Below are 24,757 nucleotides of genomic sequence, written 5' to 3'. Positions count from 1 at the left end.
GAAAGGAAAGAGGTGCATGCCGCATGAGTTCGATACGCCCGGCGAAAGCCACGGCCCGGGGGGCATGTCGAAGCGGATGCTAGGTTCGCTGCATGACGTTCGGATGACTTGGCCGATCAGCGCGAGGCCTTCTCAGCACTTCGGCGACCCGGCCTGCGCGCAGATCGGCACGAAGATCCTCGCCCCCGCACGCTGCACCAGCAACGCCGCCGTGCCGTCGGCCCCCTCCAGCGCCTGGGCCAGGGCTTCGGCGCTGTCGATCGGCTGGCCGTTGAGCGCCAGGATGACGTCGCCCGGCTGCACGCCCGCGCGCGACGCCGCCACGTTCACGCGCTGCACCAGCAGCCCGCCATCGACACGCAGGAACTGCCGCTCGGCCGGCGCCAGCGGGCGCACCGCGAAGCCCAGGCGCGAAGGCACCGAGGCCGCTGCCGCCGCGTCACCCTGCAGGCGCGGCGTGTCGTAGCCCTCCACCTTCACCTCGACCACGTGCTCGGCGCGGTCGCGCCACACCATGAGGCGCGCGCGCTGCCCCGGCACCTGCTCGGCGATGAAGCCCAGCGCGTCGGCCGCCTGCACCACCTCGCGGCCCTGCACCGACAGGATCACGTCGCCGGTCTTCAGCCCGCCGCGCGCCGCCGCGCCGCGCGGCTCCACGTCGGTGACCAGCGCGCCGGCCGGGCGCGGCAGGCGGAAGGTGTCGGCCAGCGCCTGCCCCACCTCCTGCACGGACACGCCGATGCGCCCGCGCGTGACGGTGCCGGTGGCCAGCAGCTGGTCCTTGATGCGCATGGCGGCGTCGATGGGAATGGCGAACGACAGCCCCTGGTAGCCGCCGCTGCGGCTGTAGATACGCGAGTTGATTCCGATCACCTCGCCGCGCAGGTTGAACAGCGGCCCGCCCGAATTGCCGGGGTTGATCGGCACGTCGGTCTGCAAAAACTGCATCGACTCCGCGCCCGGCAGCAGCCGCCCCTTGGCGCTGACGATGCCGGCCGTCACCGAGTTGCCGAAGCCGTAGGGCGAGCCGATGGCGGCCACGCCGTCGCCGGGCTCCACGTCCGCCGGGTCGCCGATGCGCACCGTGGGCAAGCCGGTCGCGTCGATCTTCAGCAAGGCCACGTCGGCCAGTGCGTCCAGGCCGATGAGCCGCGCCCGGAACTCGCGCCGGTCGGGCAGCTTCACGCGGATCTGCGTGCCGTGCGCGACGACGTGCGCGTTGGTGAGGATGAGTCCGTCGGCGCTCACGAGGAAGCCGCTGCCCAGGCTGCTCTCGTCGGCCTCGGCCGGCGGCGCGCGCAGCAGCCAGCGGTCGCTGAAGCGGCGCGCCGGCGCCGACGGCCGCTCCACGCCGATGTGGACCACGGCCGGCCCGAAGGCTTTCACCAGCGCCGCGAGCCCCGGCACGGGCCACGGCATGGCGGCGTGCAGCGGGACTGCAGCCGCAAGGCCCAGCAGCGCCACGCAAAGGCGGCGCGATCGGTCAGGTGCGCGCGACAAAGCTGAGCGTGAGTTGCAGCACCATCGGCTGGCGCATGTCGCGCGGCGGCGGCTCGGCCAGCGGCTGCGCGGTGAGCAGCGCGCGCAGGTCGGTGTCGGCCTGCGCATCGCCCAGCGAATCGAAGGCCACGCGCTCGACCTTGCCGCTGCCCGCGACCCACACGCGCACCACCACCGGCGCGGGCGGCACGGGCTGGCCTTCTTTCAGCATGCGTTCCTGCATCCACGTGTGCAGGCGCACCACGGTGTCGCTGGCCGGGTCGCTGAGCGACGACTGCAGCTGGTTGCTGGCGAGGTTGGCGTAGCTGATCCAGTGCTGCGGCACCTGCGGCTGCGGCTGTGTTTGCGCCGATGCGGCCAGGGGCGCGGCGACGGCGGACAGCCCGAGGCCGAGCCCGCCGAGCGCCAGGCGCAGGCGGCGCCAGCCGCGGATCTTGCCGAAAGAAAAGGTCATGGGAGTTCCAATGAAAAGTCGAAGAAGGACGCTCAGCCGCACAGCACGCCGACCGACAGGGTCGAGGCCCGCGCAGCGGGCGATTGCTGCGGGCCGAGCTGCGGTTCGCGGCTGTGCGTGTAGGCGATGCCGTGGGCGTCCAGGAAGTCGCGCAGGCGCGCCGCCGGCACCGCGCGCACCCGCGTCACGCCGCCCGCCACGCCCGCGGCCGAGGCCGCGCGGCTGAGCACCATGCCCGACGCATGCGGCGCGGCGGCGACACGCTCGACCACCACGCCGAGCAGCAGGCCGTCGGCGCCCAGCACCGCGCTGCCGCTGGCGCCGGGTTGCACGCCCGACAGCAGCTGCAGGCCTTCCACGCCGGGCACGGTCATGGCGTTGCTGAGCAACGCCGCGCGATCGGGCATGCGCTGCAGCACCGCGTAGGCCTCGGTGAACACGCCCACGCTGCCCGGGGCCGGCGCGTGCCCGCTTGCCGCGAGCGTGGCGTGCAGGTACGGCGTGAGGGTGGTGCGCAGCACCGCGACATCGAGCTCGGCGCTCTCGGCGATCACCCGGGCCTGCGCCACCTGTGCGTCCTTGAGGGCGAACAGCGAACGGCAGTCCGCCACCGCATGGCGCGCGGTCAGCACGTCGCCGGCGGCATTGAGGAACACGCCGCTGGCATTGGCCTCGGGCGGCGCGCCATGCGCCGCACCGGCCAGGACGGCGAACGCCAGGGCGAACAGGAACGACGCCCACGGGCGCGGGCAGGGGCCGGCAGAAGACAACAGCAGAGGGGGCATCGGACAGTCACGAAAGCTCTGAGACAAAGACGGAACTGCGCGCCCCGGAATGTCGTTTGTCACAAAAATTTCATCTGCCGCCCTTCCCTCTCACTGCCCCAGCAGACGCCGCTCCTGTGCCGTGAGCTTCGTCTTCTGCGCATCGCCCAGCGGCCCGCGCCCCAGCACCTGCACCGGGCTGTGCGCGTCGTAGCCCACCGGGCGCGCCGCGGCGCGGCCCGCATCGGCCGGCGCGGCGGCGCCGTCGGCGGCCTCGTTGCCGAAGCCCAGCACACGCACCGAGAACACCGACGGCAGCGCCTGGCGCGCCGCTGCGCGTTCGCGCTGCATCGCCTCCTGCGCCGCGCCCACGGCCTGCGAGGCCGCCGCGCTGGCGTTGGTGAGCGCGCCCACATTCACCGAAGCCACCACCGGCAGGCCGGCCGACTCGCCCTTGACCTGGATGTTGGCCGCGTTCACCACCTGCAGGGCCGCGAGGTTCACGTTGCCCGACACGCGGATGCCCGCCTCGCCCGCGTCGATGGTGCCCAGCGGCGCGATCAGGTCCATGTCGCCCGCCGGCACTTCGGCGATGGGCGCCAAGGTGGCCAGGCCGGCGCCCGAGCTGGGCACCTGCGACGACAGCTTCACGTTGCCGATGTTGTCGTACACGCGCTTGGGCGGCGTGTAGACCAGCGTGGTCTTGGAGCCCCGGCCGGCGTTGATGTCGCCCTGCTCCGACCAGGCCAGCACGTCGCCGCCGAAGGTGGTCATCACGCGCGACAGGCCCAGCAGCAGACTGCCTTCGCTGAACAGCTGGATGTGGCCCATGCCCTGCGTGATCACGCCCGCACTGCCCGGCGGCACCGCGCCCTGCACGCCCACCACGATCTGCCCGCCCGGCGCCATCATCTGGATGTCGCCGCCGAAGTCGGTGTGCACGCCCGAGGGGCCGTACAGGATGATGTCGCCGGTGCGCACGATCTCCTGGCCCGCCGCGTCGAGGTCGGGGAACAGCGTGGCGATCATGCCGCGCCCGCGCAGGTAGCTGCCGTAGCGCGGGCCGTCCACGTCGTTGTACTCGCGGCCCCCGGCACGCAGCTCGGCGAAGTACACGCCGCGCAGGAACACGCGCTGCTGCTCGGGCGCCAGCGCCTTGAAGTACGCGAGCGCGCTGCCCGGGTCCTTCGCATCGGCGCTGGTGGCGAAGAAGCCGTAGCGCTCCTTCAGCCATGCGGCCAGCTCGGCGCCGTAGGTCTTCACCACGCGGCCCGGCTGGCTCGCCAGCGACTGGCCGGGGCCCGACTCGGCGCGCTTCGCGGGGTCGAGGTAGCGGTCGGCGATGGCCGAGAAGTCCGGCCCGCCCACGCCCATCGGGCCCATGCCGGCCATCATCGCGATGCTCGCGCCGGGGCGCGTGTCGCCCTCGGCCAGCGCACCGCGGCTGACCACGCTGGCGCGGTCGTCCTGCGTGATGTGTCGGCCGGCCGACACCTCCAGCGTGCCGGGGCCCGCCACCTGCAGGTTCGCGTACAGGATGTCGCGCCCGGCCTGCACCAGCGACACGTCGCGCGGGTCGTTGTTCACGATCAGCGCCTCGGTGCCGACGATGTCGCGCCCGGCGCGGATGCGCGCCGGCGCGGCCGAGCGGTACCAGGTCTCGGGCGCGGGCTCGCCGCTGGCCTGCACCTTGCGCGCCGTGCCGCTGGCCAGGCCCAGGATGTCGCCGCGCACGGCGTAGAACAGCGAGGGCGGCGCATCGGCTGCGTGCAGCGCGCGGGGGCCCAGCGTGTCCGGCCCGAAGGCGAACAGGGGGTGGTTGTCGACCGTCCCGTAGTTCGGCACGCCGGGCGACCCGACCATCGAGCCCTCCGGGCTGGTGTTGTAGACCACCGGCTGCTGGCGCGAGTTGTAGCCCACGAAGGCGGGCGCCCAGGGCGTGGGCAGCGGCGTGACCGCGCCCGACATCCCCACCGGATAGCCGCCGCCGAACAGCGAGTTGCCCGCCAGGAACTCGAGCGCGCCCGACGGCGACGGCGCGAGCACCAGCGCACGGCCGGGCGCCTGCGTGGCCGGCGTGGCCGAGAAGCCGTAGTACAGGCTGCCCGAGGCCGCCGTCGCGCGCAGGATCGACGGATAGACCGTGACGTTGTCGCTCATGTTGATGCTGCCCAGGTACCGGCCGGCGGCCTCCCGGTTCGCCAGGTCGGTGCCGGGCGTGAGGTTGCCGCCCGCGCTGAACAGGTTGATCGCGGTGCGATCGGTCCACAGCGTGAACCAGCCCTGACCGATGCCGTACTCGGTGCCGCCGAACTTGAATGCCGAGCTGTTCGGCACCCGCGCGCGGCCCGCGTCGGCCACGCTGGTGAGCACCAGGTCGCCCGGCGTGTCCAGGTACATCGCCGAATCGCCCGGCACGAGCACGATGCCGGCATTGCCGACGCCGATGGTCGGGGTGAAGGGGTCGATGGGGCGCGTGTCCTTCACATCGCCCTCCTGGCCCGGCAGCGAGAACGCGTACTTGCGGTAGCGCACCTCGACGCCGCCGATGGCGGAGGCCGACACGGTGGCCGCGCCGCGCAGGTTGACCAGGGCGCCGTTGAGGTCCTGGTACTGCGTATTGGTGCCAGAGCTGCCGTACTGCGCCGCGGCCAGGTTCGGATTGACCACGCCGCCGATGCGCAGCTGCAGGTCGCCGCCGCCGGTGAGCGTCAGTTGCCCGTTCGCGTCGACGCGGCCCGTGCTGCCGACCGCCGCCACGATGGCCTCGCTGCGCTGCCAGACCTGGCCGTTGCCCAGCCGCGTGGTGAGGCCCGCGTCGCCGCCCGCGCGCAGCGTGAGGTTGCCGCCGCCCAGCGTGCCCATGCCGGTGAAGCCCACCAGGAAGGGCTCGGGGCTGCTGTCGGTGCTGACCTGCGCACCGGCCGGCAGCGCGTAAGTGCCGAAGTTGATCCACCACGACGTCGCGATGCGGTCGCTGCCGGCCAGGGCCGTGCCCGAGCCCTGGCGCCACAGCCAGCTGCCCACCGCGGCGCTCGGCGCCTGTCCGCGCTCGCCCCCGAAGTGGCCCCAGACGTCGCCGACGACGTTGCCGCCCACCGTGATGTCGAGGTTGCCGCCCTGCTCGGGGTACCAGGCCTGGTAGGCCGCGAGCGCGGCGCTGTAGTCCGCCGTCTGCGGGCCGATCACCGAGCCGCCGACGGCCTTGCCGCGTGCGAGGTTGAAGGGGTCGAGGCCGTTGGCGTCGAGCAGCGGCGCCGAGCGCGTGCCGGCCGTGTAGACGCCGAACGGCGACTCCATGACGAAGTTGCCCGCCGCCGCCAGGCCCAGGTCGCCCGTGCCGGTGCGCAGCACGCTGAACATCGGCGACAGCGGCGTGTACTTGGTGACGTCCTTGACGGGGTTGATGACCGTCGTGCAGATGCCCGGCCCCCACTCGCAGATCGTGACGTATTCGGGCAGCACCGGCGTGCCCTCGACGAAGCTCGGGTCCCAGTCGTCGCCGTTGGGGCCCCAGAAGTAGGAAAGGCGCGCCGGGTCGACCACGCAGGTGCCCTCACCGCCCCAGTCGCAGTAGCCCGCCTCGAAATCCAGCGGGTCCATCGGCGTTCCCTCGTCGTGGCCCCACATGGGCCCGTTCGGACCCCACAGGAAGCCGCTGCCGCCCGGCGTGAGCTTGACGTTGTACATCGCGTGGCTGTCGGCCAGGATGAGCGCGCCGTGCTTGGCCGGGTCGACCGCGCGGCGGTCGGCCGAGTCCAGGTCGGCGCCGGCCGTGAGCTGCAGGCTCCAGCTCGTCGCGCCCTGCCCCAGCATCGGCGCCACGGCCCAGTTGCGGCCCTGCACGCCGTCGACTTCGGGCCGCAGGTTGACGGCCGCGTCGTTCGGCAGCTGCACATCGGTCAGCGACGGAATCACCGCGCCGCGCGCCAGCGCGATGGTGCCGTCGGCCTTCATCGCGACCGGCAGGCGCACGCCCTTGGGCCACACCATCGCCTGCACGCTGGCCTCGGCGCGCAGCGCGGTGCCCGCGCCCAGCTTCATGCCGCTGTCCAGTACCACGGCCTCGCCGAGCACCGTGCCGGCCTTCAGCCGGACGCTGCCGTCGGCGTTGTAGACGTTGGCGCGCAGCACCGTGCCGGCGGGCAGCGTGTAGGCCGCGCCCAGCGTCACGGTCACAGGCAGCACCGTGCCGGCCGGCAGCGCCATGGCTTCGGCGGGCACGTCGTAGTTCAGCAGCGCGTCCTTCGGGAACACGGTGCCCTTGTCGAGCACCACGCCGTCGATCGGCACGACGATGTCGCCGCCGTCGGGCGTGAACGGCGTGCCGAACTTCGTGCGCTGCTCGGTGAGGTACCAGCCCTTGTCGTCGGGCGTGGCCGGCGGCGGCGCGAAGCCGTCGTTGATGCTGCCGTACACGTTGAGGTTGCCGCCCGCGCGGATCACCAGCACGCCGGGCTCGCCGAAGCCGCGCCGCGCCGGGTCGGTGCGGTTCGCGCCGGGGCCGTAGCGGTAGCCCGAGAGGTCGATGTCGCCGACCACGCTGAGGTCGCCCTCGCCGGTGCTGCTGACGATCTCCACGCCGGGGCGCAGGTGGTAGCTGCCCAGGCCCGCCAGGCGCGCCGACAGCGAGGTGTTGGCCAGCGCCTTGTCGATGAAGGCGACGCTGTGGCCGTCGATCTCGTCGAGGTACTTCTGCGTGATGAGCTGCGGCACGTGGCCCGTGACGTCGGGCGCGCTCGCCAGCGGTGCGTCGCTGTAGGTGCGGAAGGCGTTGACCGCGATGGTCTTCGCGCCCTGGATCGCGGGCGTGCCGGCGACGTTCACCGCCACGTCGTTGTCGCCGCGCCGCGGCGCGTTCAGCGCAAGCGTGCCGCGCGATGCACCGTCGTTGCCCTGCGCCGCGCTCACGGCCGTGCCCGCGCGCAGGTCGATGGCCGCACCGCCGCCCACGGTCAGCGTGCCGTGCGTGCTCGTGAGGTCGACGATGGCGCGGTTCGGGCTGTCGATGATCTTGCCGTAGCTGTCCACGCGCAGGCCGGTGGCATGCGCGTCGAGCGTGCCGTTCACCGTGAGGTCGCCCTTGGCGGCGAGGCGGATCGCGCCCACCTGGAAGCCGCTGGCGTCGATGCGGCCGTTCACCGTGAGGCTGCCGCCGTCGAGCGTGACCTCGACCACGCGCGCCTTCACTTCGTCGCCGATGGCGAGGTCGCCCTGCTTGATCTGGAAGCGGCGCGCGCCCGTCACGCCGCCTTCGTTCAGGCGCGTGTTCAGGCCCGCGAAGTCGGCCACGGTCTGGCCGCGCACGCTGATCTCGGCCGCGTCGTAGGGCACCACCGTGCCGCCCGCGTCGTACGTGCCGCTCGCGGTGCCGAGGATGCGCCCGCCCAGGTCGATGCGGCCCGCGCCGGCGCCCAGCGCCGTCGCCTGCAGCGTGCCGCCGCGGTTGTGCGTGGCCGACAGGTCGATCACCGAGCCCGCCGCCTGCACGATGTTGCCGGCCGTGCTCGTCACCTCCAGGTCGCCGCCGCGGCTGTAGCGCGTCTGCTCGAAGAACTTCACGGCGCGGCCCGCGAGGTCGATGCGCGAATTGGCGCCCAGCGTCACGTCGCCGCTGGCCGTGAGCTGCAGCTTGCCCGAGGGCAGGCCGACCGTGCCGTCGATGGTGATGTTGCGGCCGGTGAGCGCCAGTTGCGCGCCCAGCGCCGCATCGCCGGCGGGCTGCGCGCCTGCCGGTGCGCTCACCACGATATCGCCGCCCGCCGTGATGCGGTTGTTCGAGCCGGCCTCGCCGGTGAGCAGCGGGGTGCGCAGGTTCAGCTGGCCGCCCGTGTGGTCGTAGCCCTTGCCCGTCACGTACGCGCCCTGCTGGTGGTACACGGCCAGCGTGCCCTTGCCGTTGGCGGTGATGCGCTCGCTCGCGTTCAGGTTGACCGTGCCGAAGCCCAGCGCGAGCCGGTCCGCCGAGTAGCCCGCGTCGGGTTGCGTGTTGGGCGCGTGGCCCAGCACGATGCGCGCGGCCGACACGTCGAGCGTGCCGTGGCCCAGCAGGCTGCCGATGGCGCCGCCCGGTGCGTTCCCACCGGGAAAGATCTCGTCGTTGCCGGGCGGGCGCGGCGTGAGGCCGGTCCAGATGAATTCGCCGGTCGTGATCTTCGCGGTGTCGCCCGCGCCGCCGTAGCCGTAGATGGCGGGCGTACCCAGCACCAGCCGTTCGATCGACGACACGCCGGTGGCGGGGTCGAGCGTGTCCAGCGACACCGCGCCGTAGATGTTCACCGACTCGCGCGCGTTCAGCACCAGCGTCTCGACCGCGGGCACGCCTTCGCCCTTGTTGCCGGCCAGCAGGTTCGCCAGGATGACCTGGTTCATCGACAGGCCCGACGGCAGCTGGCCGTTGGCCGCCGCCTGCTGCAGCGCCGCGTCGCTGCCCAGGTTGACCGAGGACACGGCCAGCAGCAGGTTCTTCGCGCCGTAGCGCACGTTGTCGGCCATCGTGAACGAGCGGTTGGTGGCCACGGCCAGCGTGCCCTCGCCGTACAGCGTGGTGTGGCCGGTGCAGGCGCCGCTGGGGCACGCGCCGATCTGGACCATGGCGGGTATCCCCCCGGCGACGGGCGGCAGCAGGTTGATCCAGCCGTTCGACAGGCCCAGCACCCCGCCCAATCCCGCCGAGAACACCACGCCGTCGGTGGAATCGTAGGCTGGCGCACCGGCGCCCAGCGTGTTCAGCGACGCGCCCTGCTCCACCTGGATGCCGTCGCCGTAGCCGCCGGCCACGAGGAAGATTTCGGCGCCGCGCAAGGTCGCGCCGCTGCGCACGACGACATGGCCGGTGTTCGACTTGAAGGTTGCGTAGTTGTCGGCATACGGCAGGTCGATCTGGCCGCCCAGGATCATCCGTGGTGCACCGAAGGCGTTGAGCTGGTCGGCCTGCAGCGACGCGCCCGTGAACCCGGCCGTGCGCTGCGCACCCGGTGCCGTCACCTCGATGGCGATGCCCTTCGCCGACAGCGTGCCGCCGAAGCCCGCGCTGCCGGCCGCCGGGTTGAACAGCGCCGTGCCGTCGAACTGCAGCATCGACACGCCGTCCTTCGGCTTGGAATAGAAGTAGTCCAGCAGCAGGTTGCGGGCGTCGGCCGCGATCTCGCCGCGCACGCCGCCGCGGCGCGCCGCGTCGGCCACCACGAAGGCGTCGTAGCCCATCTCGTTGTAGCTGGCGTGCTGCTTCACCAGCGCCGCCGGCGTGACGACCAGCTGGCTGGCCAGCGACGACTTCACCGCCGTGTTCGCCACGCCGAGGTAGCCGCTCGCCACGTACGAGCCGTAGCCGGCCGGCAGCGGCGTCGCGGGCAGCGCGCTTTGCGCCCCCACTTCCACGCGGAAGGCACCGGGCAGCAGCGCGTAGGTCGAAGGCAGCAGCGTGTAGGTGCCGGCCTTGAGCCCGCCCACGTCGTGATCGAGCGTGACCTGTCGGCCGATGGCCGGCTCGCCCGCGCCTGCGTCCGGCGACACCGGCGCGTAGCCGCCCTGGAAGCCCGGCACGATGGCGTACACGCCGTTGCCCGCCTTGCTGAAGGTGTTGGCCGGATTGGCATTGGCCAGCGGCGTGCGCAGCACGTCCACCGAACCGCCGCGACCGCTCACGAAGCCCGCGCCCGTGAGCTCGCCGCCGCCCGACAGGTCGAGCAGCGCGCCCTGGTGCCCGACCACGCTGTCGCCCGTGAGCAGGATGCCGCTGCTGCCGATGGCGCGCTTGTCGATGGGCGCGCCCGCGACGCTGTAGCCGATGCCGTCGGTCGTGCCGCCGTAAGGCATGAGCAGACCGGCGCCGCTGACCGAGGTGATGCTGCCCGGCAGCAGGTCGACCACGGTGGCGCGCGCCTCGAAGGTGCTGCGCCCGTCCTGCCCCACGATCAGGTTGCCCAGCGGCGCGCGCACGATGCCGCCCTGGCGCACCGTGCCGCCGCCGAGCGCGAGCGTGCCGAATGCCGACTGCGGCATCGCCACGTCGCCCTCGACCTGGCGGCGGATGTCGAGCACGCGGCCCTCGTCGTAGCCCGCGCGGATCTGCGCGTTGGCGCCGGTGGCGGGGTAGATCTGCGCGGCGGTGAGCGTGAGGTCGCCCAGCGTCGCCAGCTCGGTCGTGGTCGCGCCGAGCAGGCCGAGCGTGGGCGTGCCGCCCAGCAGGCGCAGGTCGCCGCGGCTGGTCATGCTCACGGCGTCGAAGCCGCGGCGGTCCACCACCTGCGCGGGGCCGGTCTTCATGGCGATCTCGCCGTGCGCGCCGAAGCCCACGCGGTCGCGGATGTCGATCTGGTCGGCCTCGGCGGTGAAAGCGGCCTCGCTCGCGCGGGTCGATGCGCCGTGGCGCCAGGTGGTGGTGTAGATCACCTCGTTGTCCTGCTTCGGCGCGCCGGTCACGCCGGCCAGCCGCAGGTAGGACGAGGCGAGCCGCACGGTCGAATCGGTTGCCGCGCTGTCGGCCAGCGCGAAGCTGCCGGCGTACAGGCGCAGGCTCTGCGCGGTCGTGAGGTCGACGTGGCCGTCGAAACTCAGCAGGCCGTTGACCAGCAGCGAGAGGTTGCCGAAGCCGCCGTCCCGCACCTGGTCCGCGCTCAGCCCCCCCTTGCCGTAGGCCAGTGCCGCATCGGCATGGCCCGGCTTGAGGGTGGCCGGCAATCCGCTGGGCTGCTGCTTCTGCGAGATGACCAGCTCGCGCGCCTGCCGCACGGCGTCGTCGACGGCGTAGATCTTCGAGAACACCGGCGCTTCGAGCGCCACCGCGAGCGTGCCGCCGGCCGCATTCGCGCCGCCCGCGTGGGCGCGCAGCGTGCCGTCCAGGTACAGGCTGTGCGCCGACTTGAGCACGATGCTGCCGCCGTCGCTGGCCACGTCGAGTTCGCGCCACAGGCCACCGGTCGCCGGCACGTCGATGCGCGCATGGCTGCCCGAGGCATCGAGCAGCGCGCCGGGGCGAATGACGATCGCGAGGTCGGGTGCGTTGGCCGCGCCCTTCGCTTCCCAGTCAAGCCCGCCGCCGATCGAGATGGTGCCGCCGTTGCGCACCGTGCCGTAGCGGCGGCCGTCATCGTCGATGCCGGTCTGCGCGCGCGCTGCCACATCGAGCACCGCGCCCTCGCCGATCCACACCGAGCGGTTGTGCGGCTGCAGCGAAGTGCTCAGCGGCGAGTTGAAGGACGGCGCCTCGATGTCGATGGCGATGCGCCCGCCCCAGGCGTTGAGCCGGCCATCGACCACGAAGCTGCTCAGGCCGCCGCCGAGCAGCTGGATCGAGCGGCCCGGATCGACCGTCACCACCGCGCCCGCGCCGATGGCGAGGTTGCCGCCTTCGGTGATGCGGCGCTGCGAACGCAGCACGAGGTCGGCGCCCTGGCGCTGCACGGTCTGGCGGTTCACCGTGTCCTGCTGCAGCAGCGGCGGCGTCCACAGTTGCAGCACGATGCCGCCCTCGTGGTCCGCACCGGCCCCGGGCGCGATGCGGTAGACCGGCATGAGCACGTCGAGCTGCGCGCCCGGCGCGACCGTGAGGCCCGCATGGCCGTTGAGGTCGTAGGTGGAAAAGCCCGACTGCAGGCGCGACGCGTCGAGCACGAGCTGCGTCGCATCCGACAACGCCGGGTCGAGGCCGAGCAGCAGCGCATGGCCCGTCTCGATCTTCAGCGTGCCGCCGCCGTTCACGCCGTGGCCGCGGATCTCGCCGCCGAGCGACAGGCGCCCCTTCGCATCGGTGGGCGACGCGGCCGAGTCGGCCACCAGCGTCACGTTGCCGCCCTTGCCGCCCTTCTGCTTGCCCTTGGCCAGCAGCGCCGCGCCCGACGACACGTCGATCAGGCTGCCCTGCCCGATCGTCACGCCGTGCGTCGATTCGAGGCGCACCGTGCCGCCGTCGATGACCGCGAGCGTGGCCGAGTCTTCAGGCGCCGTGCCGATGTCGACGCGGCGTCCGCGCAGGTCGAGCGTGACGCCGTCGCGCACGGTGAGCGACGAATCGGCGTCCTTCACCAGCGCGCGCGGCTGGGCCCCCGCCACCGGCGACATGAAGACATTGCCGGCCTCCAGCGCGCCGCCGCGCACCGTGACGTCGGCGCCGATGTCGATGAACGCGCCGAGCAGGGCCATGCGTCCGCCGTCGGCCAGCGTGAGCGCCTTCTCGACCGTCACGCTGCCGCGCGTGCCGATGTCCAGCACCGACAGGTGCTGCGCATTCAGGTGCGCCGCGTCGAGCCACAGCGTGCCGATGCGCTCGTCGGCCAGTGCGTCGGCCGCGGCCATCTGCTGCGTGACCGGTGCCACGTCGCCGAAACGCACGTCGGTGTCGAACAGGTCGATGCGGCCGAGCGCGCCGTAGCGCCCCAACGCCAGCACGCCGCCGCGCGCCACCGCGCTCTGCGACTGGCGGTAGCCGTCGTCCAGCGCGGCGTCGCGGGCGCGCGTCTGCTGCGCACCGTTGAACACCTCGGCCACGATGTCGCCTTCGAGCACCGCCGTGGGCGCGCTCACCACCAGCCGGCCGGCGTCGCGCCCGACGGTGTAGCCGTTCTCCAGCGAGCGTTGCGGCGCGATCAGCGGGTTGTAGAAGTAGTCGGTGTTCTTCTTGCCCCAGCGCACGTGCTCGGCCTCGAAGCCCTTGTAGACACCGTCGAAGAGCATGTCCGACGGGGCCTTGTCCAGGCTGTACAGGCGCCCGTCGCTGCCCTTGAGCCAGGTCTGGTTCAGGAAGCCGGTCTGCACGTTCAGCGAGCCGCCCGACAGGTTGACATTCGAACCCGCCTGCGTGAGCACCTCGGCGCCGCCCAGCACCACGGTGCCGCCCTGCGCGGCCCATTCGCCGATGCCGTGGCCCTGGTTGCCCAGGTAGCCGCCCACCTCGAGCAGGCCGCCCGCCGCGTACCAGCGCTCGCCCTCGTAGCCGCCCACGCCGGGCGCCACGCGCACCAGCTTGCGCCGGTCGATCCACACGTCGCTGTTGAACAGCTTGCCGCTCTCGCGGTTGCGCGGGGCGTCGCGCGTCTCGTTGCCCTGCACACTGACCTTGACGTTGTTCGATTCCATCGTCACGTTCACGCCCACCGCGCCCGACACATCGAGGCGCGCCTTGTCGGCCACGAAGCTGCGGCGCGCGGCGCTGGCCGCGATCTGCCCGCCGGTGGCCAGCGTGAGCGACTCGCCCTCGAAGCGGATGTCGCCGCCCGAGACGATCTCGATGCGCGACTGGTCGCGCCGGTCCGACAGCCGCGAGAGGTTGTCGAAGAGCGCGGGCGGCACGAGCGCGCGCGCGGCGTCCTGCGCGGCCGACTCCTTGAGGAGCGCGTCGCGCTGGCTGTCGAGCGCGCTGGCCTTGCCGTCGTCCTCGATCAGCACGGCCGTGACCGCGCCCTTGCCGACGGCGACGTTGCCGCGCGTGTCGGCGGCCGAGTTCAGCAGGTGCACCGTGCCGCGCACGGCGACGGTGGAGGTGGCCAGTGCCACGCCGTCCTGGCGCACGTCGCGGCCGGCCAGCGTGATGTCGCCTTCGCGCGCCACGATGAGGCCGGTGTTGCGCACCGTGCCCGCCGTGCTGTCGGCCGCGAACTGCGGCGCGATCTCGTTGCCGCGCGTGGTCGAGAAGGCGTTGGCCTCGGTGCCCATGCCCTTGCGGATGACGAAGCTGTCGCCCGCGGCGAGCTGCGCCTGGCCCTTGCGCGCGGCGATCTCGCCGGCGTTGGCCACGTCCTTGCCCAGCAGCAGCACGTAGCCGCCGCCCTGCGTGACGGAGGCGGGCTCCTTGGTCGTCAGGCGCGCGCCGGCCTGCACCTCGACCTTGCCCTGGTCTTCCTTGCGCGTGGTGAAGCTCGGCGCGGTGTCGTTCGAGTAGATGCCGCGCGCCTTGAACTGGTCGTCGCCGATGTGCGCGGCCGCCGCCACCAGGTTGCGCGTGTCGGTCTGGCTGCTGCCGCTGAACACGATGCCGTTGCGGTTGGCGATGAGCACCGTGCCGTCGGCCTTGATCTGGCCCTGGATCTGCGAAGGCCGCGCCTTCGGGTCGTTCACGCGGTTGAGCACGGCCCAGTCGGCCTGCTGCTTGAAATCGACCGTGGTGTTGCGACCGACGTTGAAGGTCTCCCAGTTCAGGATGGCCTTGTCGCCGGTCTGCTCCACGGTGACGACGGTACGGCCGTCGACCTGCTTCTGCGAATCGCGGTTCAGCGCGCGGGCGTTGAGCCAGCCGGCGCTGAGCGAATTCGTGTCGACCTTCAGGCCGCCGTCAGCCAGGCCGTCGGGCACCGAGGGATCGTTCAGCGCGGCGGCGCGTGCGGCGGCCTGCGCGGCCTGCTGCGCGGCAATCGCCTGCGCCGCGAGGCCCAGGTTGCCGAGCGACTGGCGCAGCTGCTCGTTGGCCTTCTGCTGCTGCGCCAGCGGGTTCGTCAGCATCGAGGCCGGCGTGCCGTTGGGCAGGTAGCCCGTCGCGGCGGCCGTGCCCTGCGTCACGTTCTTCTGCGCCATCCACGCGGCGCTGAAGGCGCGCTGCGCCTGTGCATTGCCCGCCAGGCCCGCCATGGCCAGCGCGAGGGCGGCGGCGTGCGCGACCGGCGCGCGGCGGAATGTCTTGTTGCTCATGTCATACCCCAGAGAAAAACCGTTCTGGAGAAGAGACCGGGCTCACCGGATGCGACCGACACGCGCGCTGCAAAAGTTCGGGAGAATTTGCGAACGAAGACGACGCACTGCTTTTTTCACAGCCGCGTCACACAGCGCGGCTATCCGAGCAGCACGATGCCGGCGGGCAGCGACGTGAGCTTCGCGCCGTAGCTCACGGCGATCAGCGTCTCGACATGCGGCAGCTCGTCCAGCCGCAGCCGCGCCTGCACCTTGCGGCGGCCGAGTTCGGCACGCGTGACGATGAGGCGGCCCGGGCGGTAGCGGTTGATCTCGTCGACCACGGCCGCCAGCGGCGTGTCGTCGAACACCAGCACGCGCTCGCGCCAGGCGGCCACCGCCGCGAGGTCGGACGCGCGCGCCACCTCGGCCTCGCGCCGGCCGCCGTAGCGGATCTGCTGCGCCTCGCCCGCCACCAGCACGCGCTCGCCGTCGCGCAGCTCGACCGAGCCCGCGAAGCAGGTCACGCACACCTCGCCGCCGGTGGCGCGCACATTGAAGCGGCTGGCCGACGCGGCCACGAGGCGCGCGCCGCCCACCGTCATGGTGAAGGGCGCGCGGCGCGCCGCGTCGAGCTGCACCTGCGCCTCGCCGCCGAGCATGTCGAGCACGGGCGGCTCGCCCTCGGCGCCGCGCGCGAGGTTGAGGCTGGTCTGCGTGTTCATCTCGACCACCGCCGCCGCATCGGCCAGCACCACGCGGCGCTGCTCGCCGGTGCCGGTGCGGTAGTCGGCCGTCATGTCGGACAGCGCGGGCCACAGGCCGGCCGGCGGGCGCACCACCACGAAGGCGGCGGCCCCGGCCGCGAGCGCGGCGCCGAGGAACTGGCGGCGGCCGAACATCGGCGGGCGCGACACGGCGATGGCCGTGCGCGGCGGCGTGTCCATGGCAGGCATGCGCCGTGCCACCGCTTCGGCGGCGGGCCGGGTCAAATCCCACAGCCGCGTCGCTTCGGCCATGGCCTGCGCGTGCTGCGGGCTGCGGGCGCACCAGCGGCGGAAATCCTGCGCGTCGCCGGTGGTGGCGCGGCCGGAGGTCAGGCGCACGAGCCAGTCGTGCGCCTGGGCGTCCAGGGCTGCGCGGTCGGCGTCTGGGATCGGGGTGGGTGCGGCCATCATGTCTTCTCAGACTGTTTTCCGGCGCCGGGACCGAACCGCTGGATCACATCGCGTCCCAAACGCCCCGCGCAATGCACCAGCGCAGCCTTCACTTCGCGCTCGACGATGCGCACCGACACGCCGTAGCGCCGCGCCAGATCGGCATGCGGCGTCTCGTCCACGCGCGAGGCGATGAAGATGTCGCGGCGGCGGCGCGGCAGCTCTTCGAGCGCGCGCTCCAGCGCCTGCACCTCGCTGCGCGCCTCCGAGACGCGGGCCGGGTCGTGGCTGTCGTCCGAAAAATGCAGCAGCTCCTCGACCTCCACGAAGTCGAGCAGCCGCCCGTGGGAGATGCGCCGGTCTTCCGCCACGTTCGACGCGATGCGCAGCAGGTAGGCCATGGGGCTTTGCACCGGGCCGGGGTCGCTCATGCGCTGCACGCGCAGCCAGGTCTCGTGCAGCACGTCGTCGGCCTGCTCTTCCGAGCCCAGGCGGCGGCGCAGGCGGTTGCGGAAGTCGATGTAGCGGCTGGTCAGCAGGCTGCGCAGGAAGCCGGGGGTGTCCTGTTCCACGGCGTGCTCAGGGAGAAACCGCTGCGTCGCAGACGTCGGGGCGGTCGCCGGTGCGCGGCAGCAGCAGCACCGTGAGCGGCTGGTCGGCCTCGCCTTCGGGCGGACGGTCGAGCACCAAGGTGTTCATTGCCGCTTCGAGCGCGGCGTCGCGCTGTGCCAGGCCGGTGGAACTGAGCAGCCGCGTGCGCCGCACATGGCCGCCGGGCCCGACCCACAACTGCACGAGCGCGCGGTAGGTGCCCGGGCGCGCATGCGGCCACCGGCACAGCGTGCGTTCCAGCGCCTGCTGCACCACGCGCGCGTCGCGCGGGGACATGGCGGGAGCGGCAGGCGCGGCCGGCGCCGTCGCAACCGCGGGCGGCGGTGCCTCGGCCTCGACCAGCGTGAAGGTGCGCGCGTCGGTGTGGCGCGCGGCGAGCCGCGTGCCGGCCAGCAGGCGCTGCAGCGCTTCGCGCGGGGTGAACAGGCCGTGCAACGCGGCGGATTCGAGGCCGGCGGTGAGCTGCCCGTCGAAGAACACGGACTGCCCCGTTGCCTGCGCATAGACCTGCACGGCGGTGGCCAGCGGCTGGGCCGGCAGGTCGAAGGCGATGCGCCCCGCCGCATCGGGCGAAGGCGCAGGTTCGCCGGCATGCGACACGGCCGCGAGGGACAGAATTCCGAGGATCAGGGTCAAGACACACACCCACCGTGACCGAGCAACGCGAGACATGCCGGGTCCTGTGACGAAGGAGGAATCGCAGGCGCCGGGCCGGTGCCGCGTACTGCTTTGGTGCTCGGAATGCTAGTGACGCTTTGTGACAGCTTGAATGCATCGCAGCCACCGCCACGGTCCGAAGCGCCCCTGTCGCTGGCGACAATGCCCCCATGACGTTCGACCTCTTCGACGCCCCGCCGCGCGCCGCGCGCGAGCCGATCGGCCCGGCCGCCTTCGTGCTGCCGGGCTTTGCGCTGCCGCGCGCCGACGCGCTGCTCGACGCCATCGACGACGTGGCGGCGCGCGCGCCGTTCCGCCATCTGGTCACGCCGGGCGGCTTCACCATGTCGGTCGCGCTCACCAACTGCGGCGCGCTCGGCTGGACCAGCGACCGGCGCGGCTACCGCTACAGCGCGGTCGACCCCGACAGCGGTGTGCCCTGGCCCGCGATGCCCGAGGCCTTTGCGCTGCTCGCGCGCGACGCGGCGGCGCTGGCCGGCTTCGACGGCTTTGCGCCCGACGCCTGCCTGGTCAACCGCTACCAGCCGGGCAGCCGGCTCTCGCTGCACCAGGACCGCGACGAGCGCGACCACGGCGCGCCGATCGTGTCGGTGTCGCTGGGCATGCCGGCGGTGTTCCAGTTCGGCGGGCTCGCGCGCGCCGACAAGACCACCCGCATTCCGCTGGTGCACGGCGACGTGGTGGTGTGGGGCGGCGTGGACCGGCTGCGCTTTCATGGCGTGCTGCCGCTCAAGGACGCACCGCATCCGCTGCAGGCACGGCTCGGCGCGCAGCGCATCAACCTCACCTTCCGCAAGGCCGGTTGATGCGCGCATGACGAGTTCGACCACCTCCTCCACCGAATCCCCCGGCCGCGCCATCCGTGCGCTCTACGCCGCGCTGTGGCATTTCGCCGCCGGCGCGCGTGCGCAGCTGCTGGCCGCCACCGCGCTGCTCGCCAGCTCGCAGCTGATCCGCCTCACGTTGCCCTACCTCGCGGGCCAGGCCATCAACGCGCTGCAGCGCGGCGACCTGCCCGCGGCGGGCCGCTGGATCGCCACGCTCGCGGGGGTGTACGTCGGCGCGTGGGCGCTACACGGGCCGGGCCGCATCCTGGAGCGCAACGTGGGCCTGAAGGTGCGCGAAACGCTGGCCGACCAGCTCTATGCGCGCATCGCCGCCGCACCGCTCGCCTGGCACGACAGCCACCACTCGGGCGAGCTGCAGCACCGCGTGCACCAGGCCAGCCGCGCGCTCGCCGACTTCGCGCAGAACCAGTTCATCTGGCTCACCAACGCCGTCAACTTCGTCGGGCCGCTGGTGGCGCTGGCGCTGCTGTCGCGCACCAGCGGCGTGACCGCGCTCGCGGGCTATGTGCTGATCGGCGTGGTGATCGTGCGCATCGACCGCGCGCTCATGAAGCTCGCGCGCGCCGAGAACGACGCCGACCGGCGCTACGTGGCCGCGCTGCTCGACTTCCTGGGCAACGCCTCCACGGTGATCGGCCTGCGGCTGCAGGGCGCGTCGCGCCTGTTGCTGCGCCGTCGCATGGCGGCCGTGTCGCTGCCGCTGAAGCGCACCGTGGTGCTCAACGAGGGCAAGTGGTTCGCGGTCGACCTGATGGGGCTGGCGCTGACCTGGGGCCTGGTGGTCATCTATGTGTGGCAGGCGCGCGCGCCGGGGCAGGCCGTGATGCTGGGCGCGGTGTTCATGATCTACCAGTACGCGCAGCAGGCGGCGGGCGTGGTCACCTCGGTGGCGGCCAACTTCAGTTTCTTCGCGCGCATGCACACCGACTACAGCAGCGCCGAACCGATCTGGCACGCGCCGACGAGCCCCACGCTCGAGGCCCCGCCCGAAGCAGTGCCGGCGCATGAACGCATCGACGCGCAGGCGCCGTGGACGCAGCTGCAGGTCGCTCAACTGCGATGGCGCTACGCCCCGCGCGGCGCCGTCGCCGACGATCCGGCCGCGCCCGCGCGCAGCGGCCTGCACGACGTGGCGCTCTCGCTGCGCCGGGGCCAGCGCGTGGCGCTGGTGGGCCCCAGCGGCGGCGGCAAGAGCACGCTGCTGCGCGTGCTGGCCGGCCTGTATGCGCCGCACGGCGGCACGCTCTCGCTCGACGGCGAGCGGACCGACTGGGCCCGGCTGCGCCAGCTCGCCACGCTGATCCCGCAGGAGACCGAGCTGTTCGAGGCCAGCGTGCGCGAGAACCTGGCCTTCGGGCGTCCCTGCGACGACGAGCGCCTGCGCGCCGCGCTGCACACCAGCACCTTCGACGAGGTGCTGCAGGCCACGCACGGCGACCTCGACAGCGCGATCTCGGAACGCGGCTTCAACCTGTCGGGCGGCCAACGCCAGCGGCTGTGCCTGGCGCGCGGCGTGCTCGCGGCCGAAGGCAGTTCGCTGCTGCTGCTCGACGAGCCGACCAGCGCGCTCGACGCCGCCACCGAGGCGCGCGTGCTGGGGCGCATCGCGGCGGCGTTTCCGCAGGCCTGCGTGATCGCCTCGGTGCACCGGCTGAGCTTGCTCGAGCGCTTCGACACCGTGATCCTCATGGAAGCCGGCCATGTGCGCGACCACGGCCCGCGCGACGAGGTGATGGCGCGCCAGCCGATGCTTCGGGAGGCAGCGTCCGGTCACAAGCAGTAGGACCCCTCCTGCGCCAGAACGCGGCGTTCACACCCGCCGCGCTGGCATGCCTTCTGCAACAGTATCGGCATCCATTTGTTCACGCTTGGTCCTGTGCGGTCCCTTTTTGCGCCTCGGCTGCGTTCCAATCACATGGTTCTTCATTCCGCGAGCGTTTCCCGCCCCATGCGTTCTTCCCGCGCCACCCTTCCGCTCGCCCTGCTCGGTGCCCTGCTGGGCCTGTCCGCCTGCACCACCGGCACCACGGCCGAACAGCGCCAGGCCGCCGCCAGCAAGCCGCCGCCCACCGACTGCATGGCCTGGGTCGGCGCCGACCGCAACGCGCGGGTGGGCGGCTACCTGCTGCCGCAGGCCGGCACCGCGGTGAACGCCGGCGGCCCGCGCGTGTGCGTGCCCGTGCTCATGAGCGCCTACCCCGTGCCCACCAATTACGCGGGCGGCGACTACCACGTGGGCGCGTTCACCGACGACCAACTCAAGGCGCGCTGGCGCACCTGCAAGGCCGAGCCGGCCTGCTTCGCGCGCGTGAACGCACAGATGCAGCGCTGGCTGCCGCCCAACAAGGCCCGCGCCACGCGCGTGACGGGCGCGGTCGATCCGGCCGGACGCATCGATGCCGACAGCCCGAACGTCGACCTGAAACAGATCCGCCGCCCCGCCTTCTTCGCGAAGGCGCCCTACCGCGAAGGCATTGCCGAGGCCGACGCGCGCACCCACATCGTCGAGTTCACCGTGCCGCGCGACACCTTCGAGCGGCTCGACCTGAAGCTCGCCGATCCGATCAAGCTGCGCGGCTGGTACCTCGAAGGCGCGGGCGTGGACGACGGGCGCGGCCGCAAGGTGCGCGCCCTGGCCGTCATGGCGGCGGGCGGCGGCGGGCAGCTCACGGCCCTCCAGCACCCGGACGAGGTGGCCTACCGCATCGAGGGCGCCAGCGGCAAGGCCGTGCCGGTGTCTTTCCCCAACGGCACCACCGAGGCGATGGGCCAGCGCTGGTGGCGCGAGAACCTGCACGCGCTGAACCAGGCCGGCTTCGACGTGCTGGCCTACGACCGGCGCGGCGAAGGCCTGTCGGGCGGCGTGAGCGACACCAACACGCTGGAGCAAGGCGAGGACGTGTTTCGCGTGCTCGCGCAGCTCGAGCACGGCCAGGGCCTGCGGGTGCTCACGCCCACGGGCCAATTGCTCGAAGGCAACGCCGCGCGCGGCCGGCTGCTGGCGGGCCAGAAGGCCAGCGAGATTCCGCTGGTGCTGGGCGGCTACTCGCGCGGCTCGATGTCGACCGCCTGGGCCATGACGCGCAACTACGTGGCCGCCTGCAGCTTCGACATGCCCGTGCCCAACTGCACGCCGGCGCGCGGCTGGCGCAACATCCGCGGCGCCATCCTGCTGTCGTCGTTCGCCAGCGGCGCGGGCTACCTGCCCGATGCGCCCGACCTGGCCGACCGCAACCTGTTTCTGGGCGGCATGGCGGCGGACCACCACATCCTTTTCTATCCGAACTCCGCCACGCTCGCGGGCATGGACCGCTGGCCCGCCGCCTTCTTCGGCAAGGGCCTGTGGGACCGCGCCGAATCGCTCGAAGGCACCGTGGCCGCCTACAACCGCATCCGCGGCGTGAAGGAGATCGTGCTGTCGCGCGGACCGCACGCCATCGAGACCTGGCCCGAGTCCGAGCGCCGCTACCTGCGCGAGCGCATGGTGGCCTACGCGAAGGTGGTGATCGTCGGCGGGCGCACGGTGCCAGGCGCGCGGCCGTGGAAGGACTTCAAGTCACTGGTCGCCACCACGCCCGATGTGTGGGAGCCCTCGTCACGTCCTGGCACAGGCCCCGGACGACAGCCCTGAGATCGACAGGCCACCGCCACAATGGCGGCCATGGACCTGCTCAAGACCCTCGGCCTCTTCATCGCGACCGCGCTCGCGGAAATCGTCGGCTGCTACCTGCCCTACCTGTGGCTCAAGCAAGGCCAGTCGGCCTGGCTGCTGCTGCCCGCGGCACTGAGCCTGGCGCTCTTCGCGTGGCTGCTCTCGCTGCACCCGACGGCTGCCGGCCGCGTGTATGCGGCTTATGGCGGGGTCTACATCGGCGTGGCCATCCTGTGGCTCTGGGCCGTGGACAAGGTGACGCCGTCCACCAGCGACTGGGTCGGCGTGGCCGTGTGCTTCGTCGGCATGGGCATCATCATGTTCGGGCCGCGCAGCGCGGCTTGAGGCGCGTGGCCACGATGAACCTGCGCGACTGGGCGCGCCGCATCAAACGCGACGCCGTCACCCTCTGGTTCGCCTGCCGCGACCCCGCAACGCCATGGCTTCCGAAGGCGCTGTGCTGGTTCACGGTGGCCTATGCGCTGAGCCCCATCGACCTCATTCCCGACTTCATTCCCGTGCTCGGCTACCTCGACGACGTGCTGCTGCTGCCCGCGCTGATCTGGCTCGCGGTGCGACTGCTGCCGCCCGAGGTCATCGTGCGCAGCCGCGCGCGGGCCGAGGAATGGATGGCGCGCACGGGCAGCAAGCCGACGAGCAAGACTGGCATGGCGCTGGTCATCGGCGTCTGGGTGCTGGCAGCCGCCGGGCTGGCCTGGTGGCTCTGGCCGCGCTGACGATTTCACGCCGGCCATTCCCCCGCTTCACAAGGAGCCGAAATGTTCTCTCATGTCTTCTTCAGCGTCTCCGATTTCGACCGCGCGCTGGCCTTCTACGACGCGGTGATGGACGGCCTCGGCCTGGAGCGCCGCTTCTGCGAGCCGGCAAAACCCTGGGCGGGCTGGCACAGCGCGGGGCGCGCGCGGCCCTTCTTCGTGATCTGCCAGCCTCACGACGGCCGGCCGCACGACGCGGGCAACGGCCAGATGGCGGCGTTCACCGCCGGCACGCGGGCGATGGTCGATGCGGTGCATCGCACCGCGCTCGCGCACGGCGGCAGCTGCGAGGGCCCGCCAGGGCTGCGCACGCACTACCACCCCGACTACTACGGCGCGTACTTCCGCGACCCGGACGGCAACAAGCTGTGCGTCGTGTGCCACGACGCGGCGGGCTGAGCTTCTAGCTCGCGCGACTGCGCGAACTCTTGCGCGGGCTCTCGGTGCGCGCCACGCGCGCGGCCTCGGCGGCGGCGTTCACCTGCTCGATCCACAGCAGCGCATCGACGTGCGCCATGAAGCGCTGCAGGTACTGCGGCGACAGGTCGCGCATCAGCGTGAGCGCGCGCTGCACGAGGTGGTGCGTGTTGAGCGGGCCCGCGTTCTTCGGCACCTTGGCGAGCGACTGCGTCACGCGCTGGTCGGCGGCGAGCCTGGACCAGGTGCCGCGGAAGTAGCTCAGTGTCTTGAGCTCGGGCGCGGTCGAGAGGCTGGGCACGGCGTCACCATCGGTCGACTCCGCGTCGGGCGGCGGCGGCAGCGGCGCGAGCTGGGCGATGTGGTTCATCAGCTCGGCGAGCGCGGTGTGCAGCGGTGCCTCTGCCGGCGCTTCGGCCTCGGGTTCGACCTTCTCCAGATCGGCGCGGTAGGTCGCCATGAGGCTGGCCAGCCGCGCATCGAGCAGGCGCCGTGCCTCGCCCTCGTGCGCCGCCGCGCGCTGCGCCATCGCCTCGATGAAGCGGAAGCGCACCGGGTCGAAGCGGTCGTCGCCGCGCGCGCGCCAGGCGTCGAGCGCCGCGACGGGGTCGACCTGATCGTCCGGTGCGCTGTCGTTACTCACGGGACTTCGCAGCGTCGGGGGTGTTCTTGGGCCGGGGCGTCGGCGCCATCTCCACGCGCCGGTTCTTCGCGCGGCCTTCGGCGTCGCTGTTCGAAGCCACGGCCTGCTCGGCGCCGAAGGCCGCAGCGAACACCGACGACGAGGGCACGCCCTCTTCGATCAGCGCGCGCGTCACGGTGAGCGCGCGCTGGGCGGACAGCTCCCAGTTGTCGGCGAACAGGCGCGCGCCGTCGCGCATCTGCCGGTCGTCGGTGAAGCCGCTCACCATCAGGATCTCGTCGCGCGCCTTCAGGTAGGCGCCCAGCGGGCCCGCCAGGCTCTTGAGCAGTTGGCGGCCACCGGGTTGCAGGTCGGCGGAGTTGAAGGCGAACAGCACGCTGCCGCTGATGCCGATGCGGCCGTTGTTGAGCGTCACGCGGCCCGCCGCAAGCGGGCCGGCCAGCGCCTGCTCGAGCGCCTCGCGGCGCTGCGATTCGGCGCGGCGCTGCTGCACCTCGGTTTCGAGGCGGCTCGCCAGGTCCAGCTGCATGCCGAGCACGCACACCAGGATCAGCACGAACGCGCCCAGCATGCCCGCCATCAGGTCGCCGAACACCGCCCACACAGGGACGGTCGGCTCCAGGCCGGCGTCGAGGTCGATCTCGTCGCGCACCATC

The 24,757-nt window shown here is 72.5% G+C and carries 15 protein-coding genes; 6 read left to right on the top strand and 9 right to left on the bottom strand.

Annotated features, from left to right (window positions below; genetic code table 11):
- Positions 1-132 precede the first annotated feature (132 nt).
- From ACAM52_RS07515 to ACAM52_RS07485, 7 genes are all read right to left on the bottom strand, one after another.
- On the bottom strand, positions 133-1,464 hold the full coding sequence (locus ACAM52_RS07515) for a trypsin-like peptidase domain-containing protein (protein ID WP_369646608.1): 1,332 nt from the start codon (positions 1,462-1,464) through the stop codon (positions 133-135).
- A gap of 19 nt (positions 1,465-1,483) precedes the next feature.
- Positions 1,484-1,954, bottom strand: coding sequence for a YbaB/EbfC family DNA-binding protein (locus tag ACAM52_RS07510; protein WP_369646607.1), 471 nt, complete (start codon positions 1,952-1,954; stop codon positions 1,484-1,486).
- Positions 1,955-1,986: 32 nt separating this feature from the next.
- Positions 1,987-2,739 (bottom strand): serine protease, encoded by a 753-nt coding sequence (locus tag ACAM52_RS07505; protein ID WP_369646606.1) that lies wholly within the window; start codon positions 2,737-2,739, stop codon positions 1,987-1,989.
- Positions 2,740-2,829: 90 nt separating this feature from the next.
- A complete protein-coding gene (locus tag ACAM52_RS07500; protein WP_369646605.1) occupies positions 2,830-15,339 on the bottom strand; it encodes a filamentous haemagglutinin family protein in 12,510 nt (4,169 codons plus the stop codon).
- 140 nt (positions 15,340-15,479) lie between these two features.
- On the bottom strand, positions 15,480-16,493 hold the full coding sequence (locus ACAM52_RS07495) for a DUF4880 domain-containing protein (protein ID WP_369646604.1): 1,014 nt from the start codon (positions 16,491-16,493) through the stop codon (positions 15,480-15,482).
- A complete protein-coding gene (locus tag ACAM52_RS07490) occupies positions 16,493-17,047 on the bottom strand; it encodes an RNA polymerase sigma factor (protein ID WP_070061142.1) in 555 nt (184 codons plus the stop codon). The genes ACAM52_RS07495 and ACAM52_RS07490 overlap by 1 nt, the downstream gene beginning before the upstream one ends.
- A 7-nt stretch (positions 17,048-17,054) precedes the next feature.
- On the bottom strand, positions 17,055-17,723 hold the full coding sequence (locus tag ACAM52_RS07485) for an STN domain-containing protein (protein WP_369646603.1): 669 nt from the start codon (positions 17,721-17,723) through the stop codon (positions 17,055-17,057).
- A gap of 191 nt (positions 17,724-17,914) precedes the next feature.
- Between ACAM52_RS07485 and alkB the strand changes: the two genes are divergently transcribed.
- From alkB to ACAM52_RS07455, 6 genes are all read left to right on the top strand, one after another.
- Positions 17,915-18,571, top strand: a complete 657-nt coding sequence (gene alkB / locus ACAM52_RS07480; RefSeq protein ID WP_369646602.1) for a DNA oxidative demethylase AlkB — start codon at positions 17,915-17,917, stop codon at positions 18,569-18,571.
- A 7-nt stretch (positions 18,572-18,578) separates the two neighbouring features.
- The gene (locus tag ACAM52_RS07475) at positions 18,579-20,396 is read left to right on the top strand and encodes an ABC transporter ATP-binding protein (protein ID WP_369646601.1); all 1,818 of its coding nucleotides are present in this window, start codon (positions 18,579-18,581) and stop codon (positions 20,394-20,396) included.
- 165 nt (positions 20,397-20,561) lie between these two features.
- The gene (locus ACAM52_RS07470; protein ID WP_369646600.1) at positions 20,562-22,244 is read left to right on the top strand and encodes an alpha/beta fold hydrolase; all 1,683 of its coding nucleotides are present in this window, start codon (positions 20,562-20,564) and stop codon (positions 22,242-22,244) included.
- A 30-nt stretch (positions 22,245-22,274) separates the two neighbouring features.
- Positions 22,275-22,610: a YnfA family protein gene (locus tag ACAM52_RS07465; protein ID WP_139706707.1), complete on the top strand. Its 336-nt coding sequence runs from the start codon at positions 22,275-22,277 to the stop codon at positions 22,608-22,610.
- A gap of 14 nt (positions 22,611-22,624) precedes the next feature.
- Positions 22,625-23,002: a YkvA family protein gene (locus tag ACAM52_RS07460; protein ID WP_369647707.1), complete on the top strand. Its 378-nt coding sequence runs from the start codon at positions 22,625-22,627 to the stop codon at positions 23,000-23,002.
- A 42-nt stretch (positions 23,003-23,044) separates the two neighbouring features.
- On the top strand, positions 23,045-23,440 hold the full coding sequence (locus tag ACAM52_RS07455) for a VOC family protein (protein WP_369646599.1): 396 nt from the start codon (positions 23,045-23,047) through the stop codon (positions 23,438-23,440).
- 4 nt (positions 23,441-23,444) lie between these two features.
- Here ACAM52_RS07455 and ACAM52_RS07450 read toward each other — a convergent pair whose 3' ends face one another.
- Both ACAM52_RS07450 and ACAM52_RS07445 read right to left on the bottom strand, forming a co-directional pair.
- Positions 23,445-24,101, bottom strand: coding sequence for a DUF2894 domain-containing protein (locus tag ACAM52_RS07450; protein WP_369646598.1), 657 nt, complete (start codon positions 24,099-24,101; stop codon positions 23,445-23,447).
- Positions 24,094-24,756, bottom strand: coding sequence for an OmpA family protein (locus ACAM52_RS07445; protein WP_369646597.1), 663 nt, complete (start codon positions 24,754-24,756; stop codon positions 24,094-24,096). The genes ACAM52_RS07450 and ACAM52_RS07445 overlap by 8 nt, the downstream gene beginning before the upstream one ends.
- Position 24,757 lies beyond the last annotated feature (1 nt).

The sequence above is a fragment of the Variovorax sp. V118 genome, assembly GCF_041154445.1.
Lineage (GTDB): Bacteria > Pseudomonadota > Gammaproteobacteria > Burkholderiales > Burkholderiaceae_C > Variovorax > Variovorax boronicumulans.
This window is presented reverse-complemented; position numbering and strand designations above follow the sequence as displayed.

Bases quoted from the DNA above. Each gene is read 5' to 3' on its own strand.
- ACAM52_RS07470 (WP_369646600.1), top strand. From the start codon at position 20,562: ATGCGTTCTTCCCGCGCCACCCTTCCGCTCGCCCTGCTCGGTGCCCTG.
- ACAM52_RS07465 (WP_139706707.1), top strand. From the start codon at position 22,275: ATGGACCTGCTCAAGACCCTCGGCCTCTTCATCGCGACCGCGCTCGCG.
- ACAM52_RS07495 (WP_369646604.1), bottom strand. From the start codon at position 16,493: ATGGCCGCACCCACCCCGATCCCAGACGCCGACCGCGCAGCCCTGGAC.
- ACAM52_RS07460 (WP_369647707.1), top strand. From the start codon at position 22,625: ATGAACCTGCGCGACTGGGCGCGCCGCATCAAACGCGACGCCGTCACC.
- ACAM52_RS07510 (WP_369646607.1), bottom strand. From the start codon at position 1,954: ATGACCTTTTCTTTCGGCAAGATCCGCGGCTGGCGCCGCCTGCGCCTG.
- ACAM52_RS07505 (WP_369646606.1), bottom strand. From the start codon at position 2,739: ATGCCCCCTCTGCTGTTGTCTTCTGCCGGCCCCTGCCCGCGCCCGTGG.
- ACAM52_RS07445 (WP_369646597.1), bottom strand. From the start codon at position 24,756: ATGGTGCGCGACGAGATCGACCTCGACGCCGGCCTGGAGCCGACCGTC.
- ACAM52_RS07500 (WP_369646605.1), bottom strand. From the start codon at position 15,339: ATGAGCAACAAGACATTCCGCCGCGCGCCGGTCGCGCACGCCGCCGCC.
- alkB (WP_369646602.1), top strand. From the start codon at position 17,915: ATGACGTTCGACCTCTTCGACGCCCCGCCGCGCGCCGCGCGCGAGCCG.
- ACAM52_RS07475 (WP_369646601.1), top strand. From the start codon at position 18,579: ATGACGAGTTCGACCACCTCCTCCACCGAATCCCCCGGCCGCGCCATC.
- ACAM52_RS07455 (WP_369646599.1), top strand. From the start codon at position 23,045: ATGTTCTCTCATGTCTTCTTCAGCGTCTCCGATTTCGACCGCGCGCTG.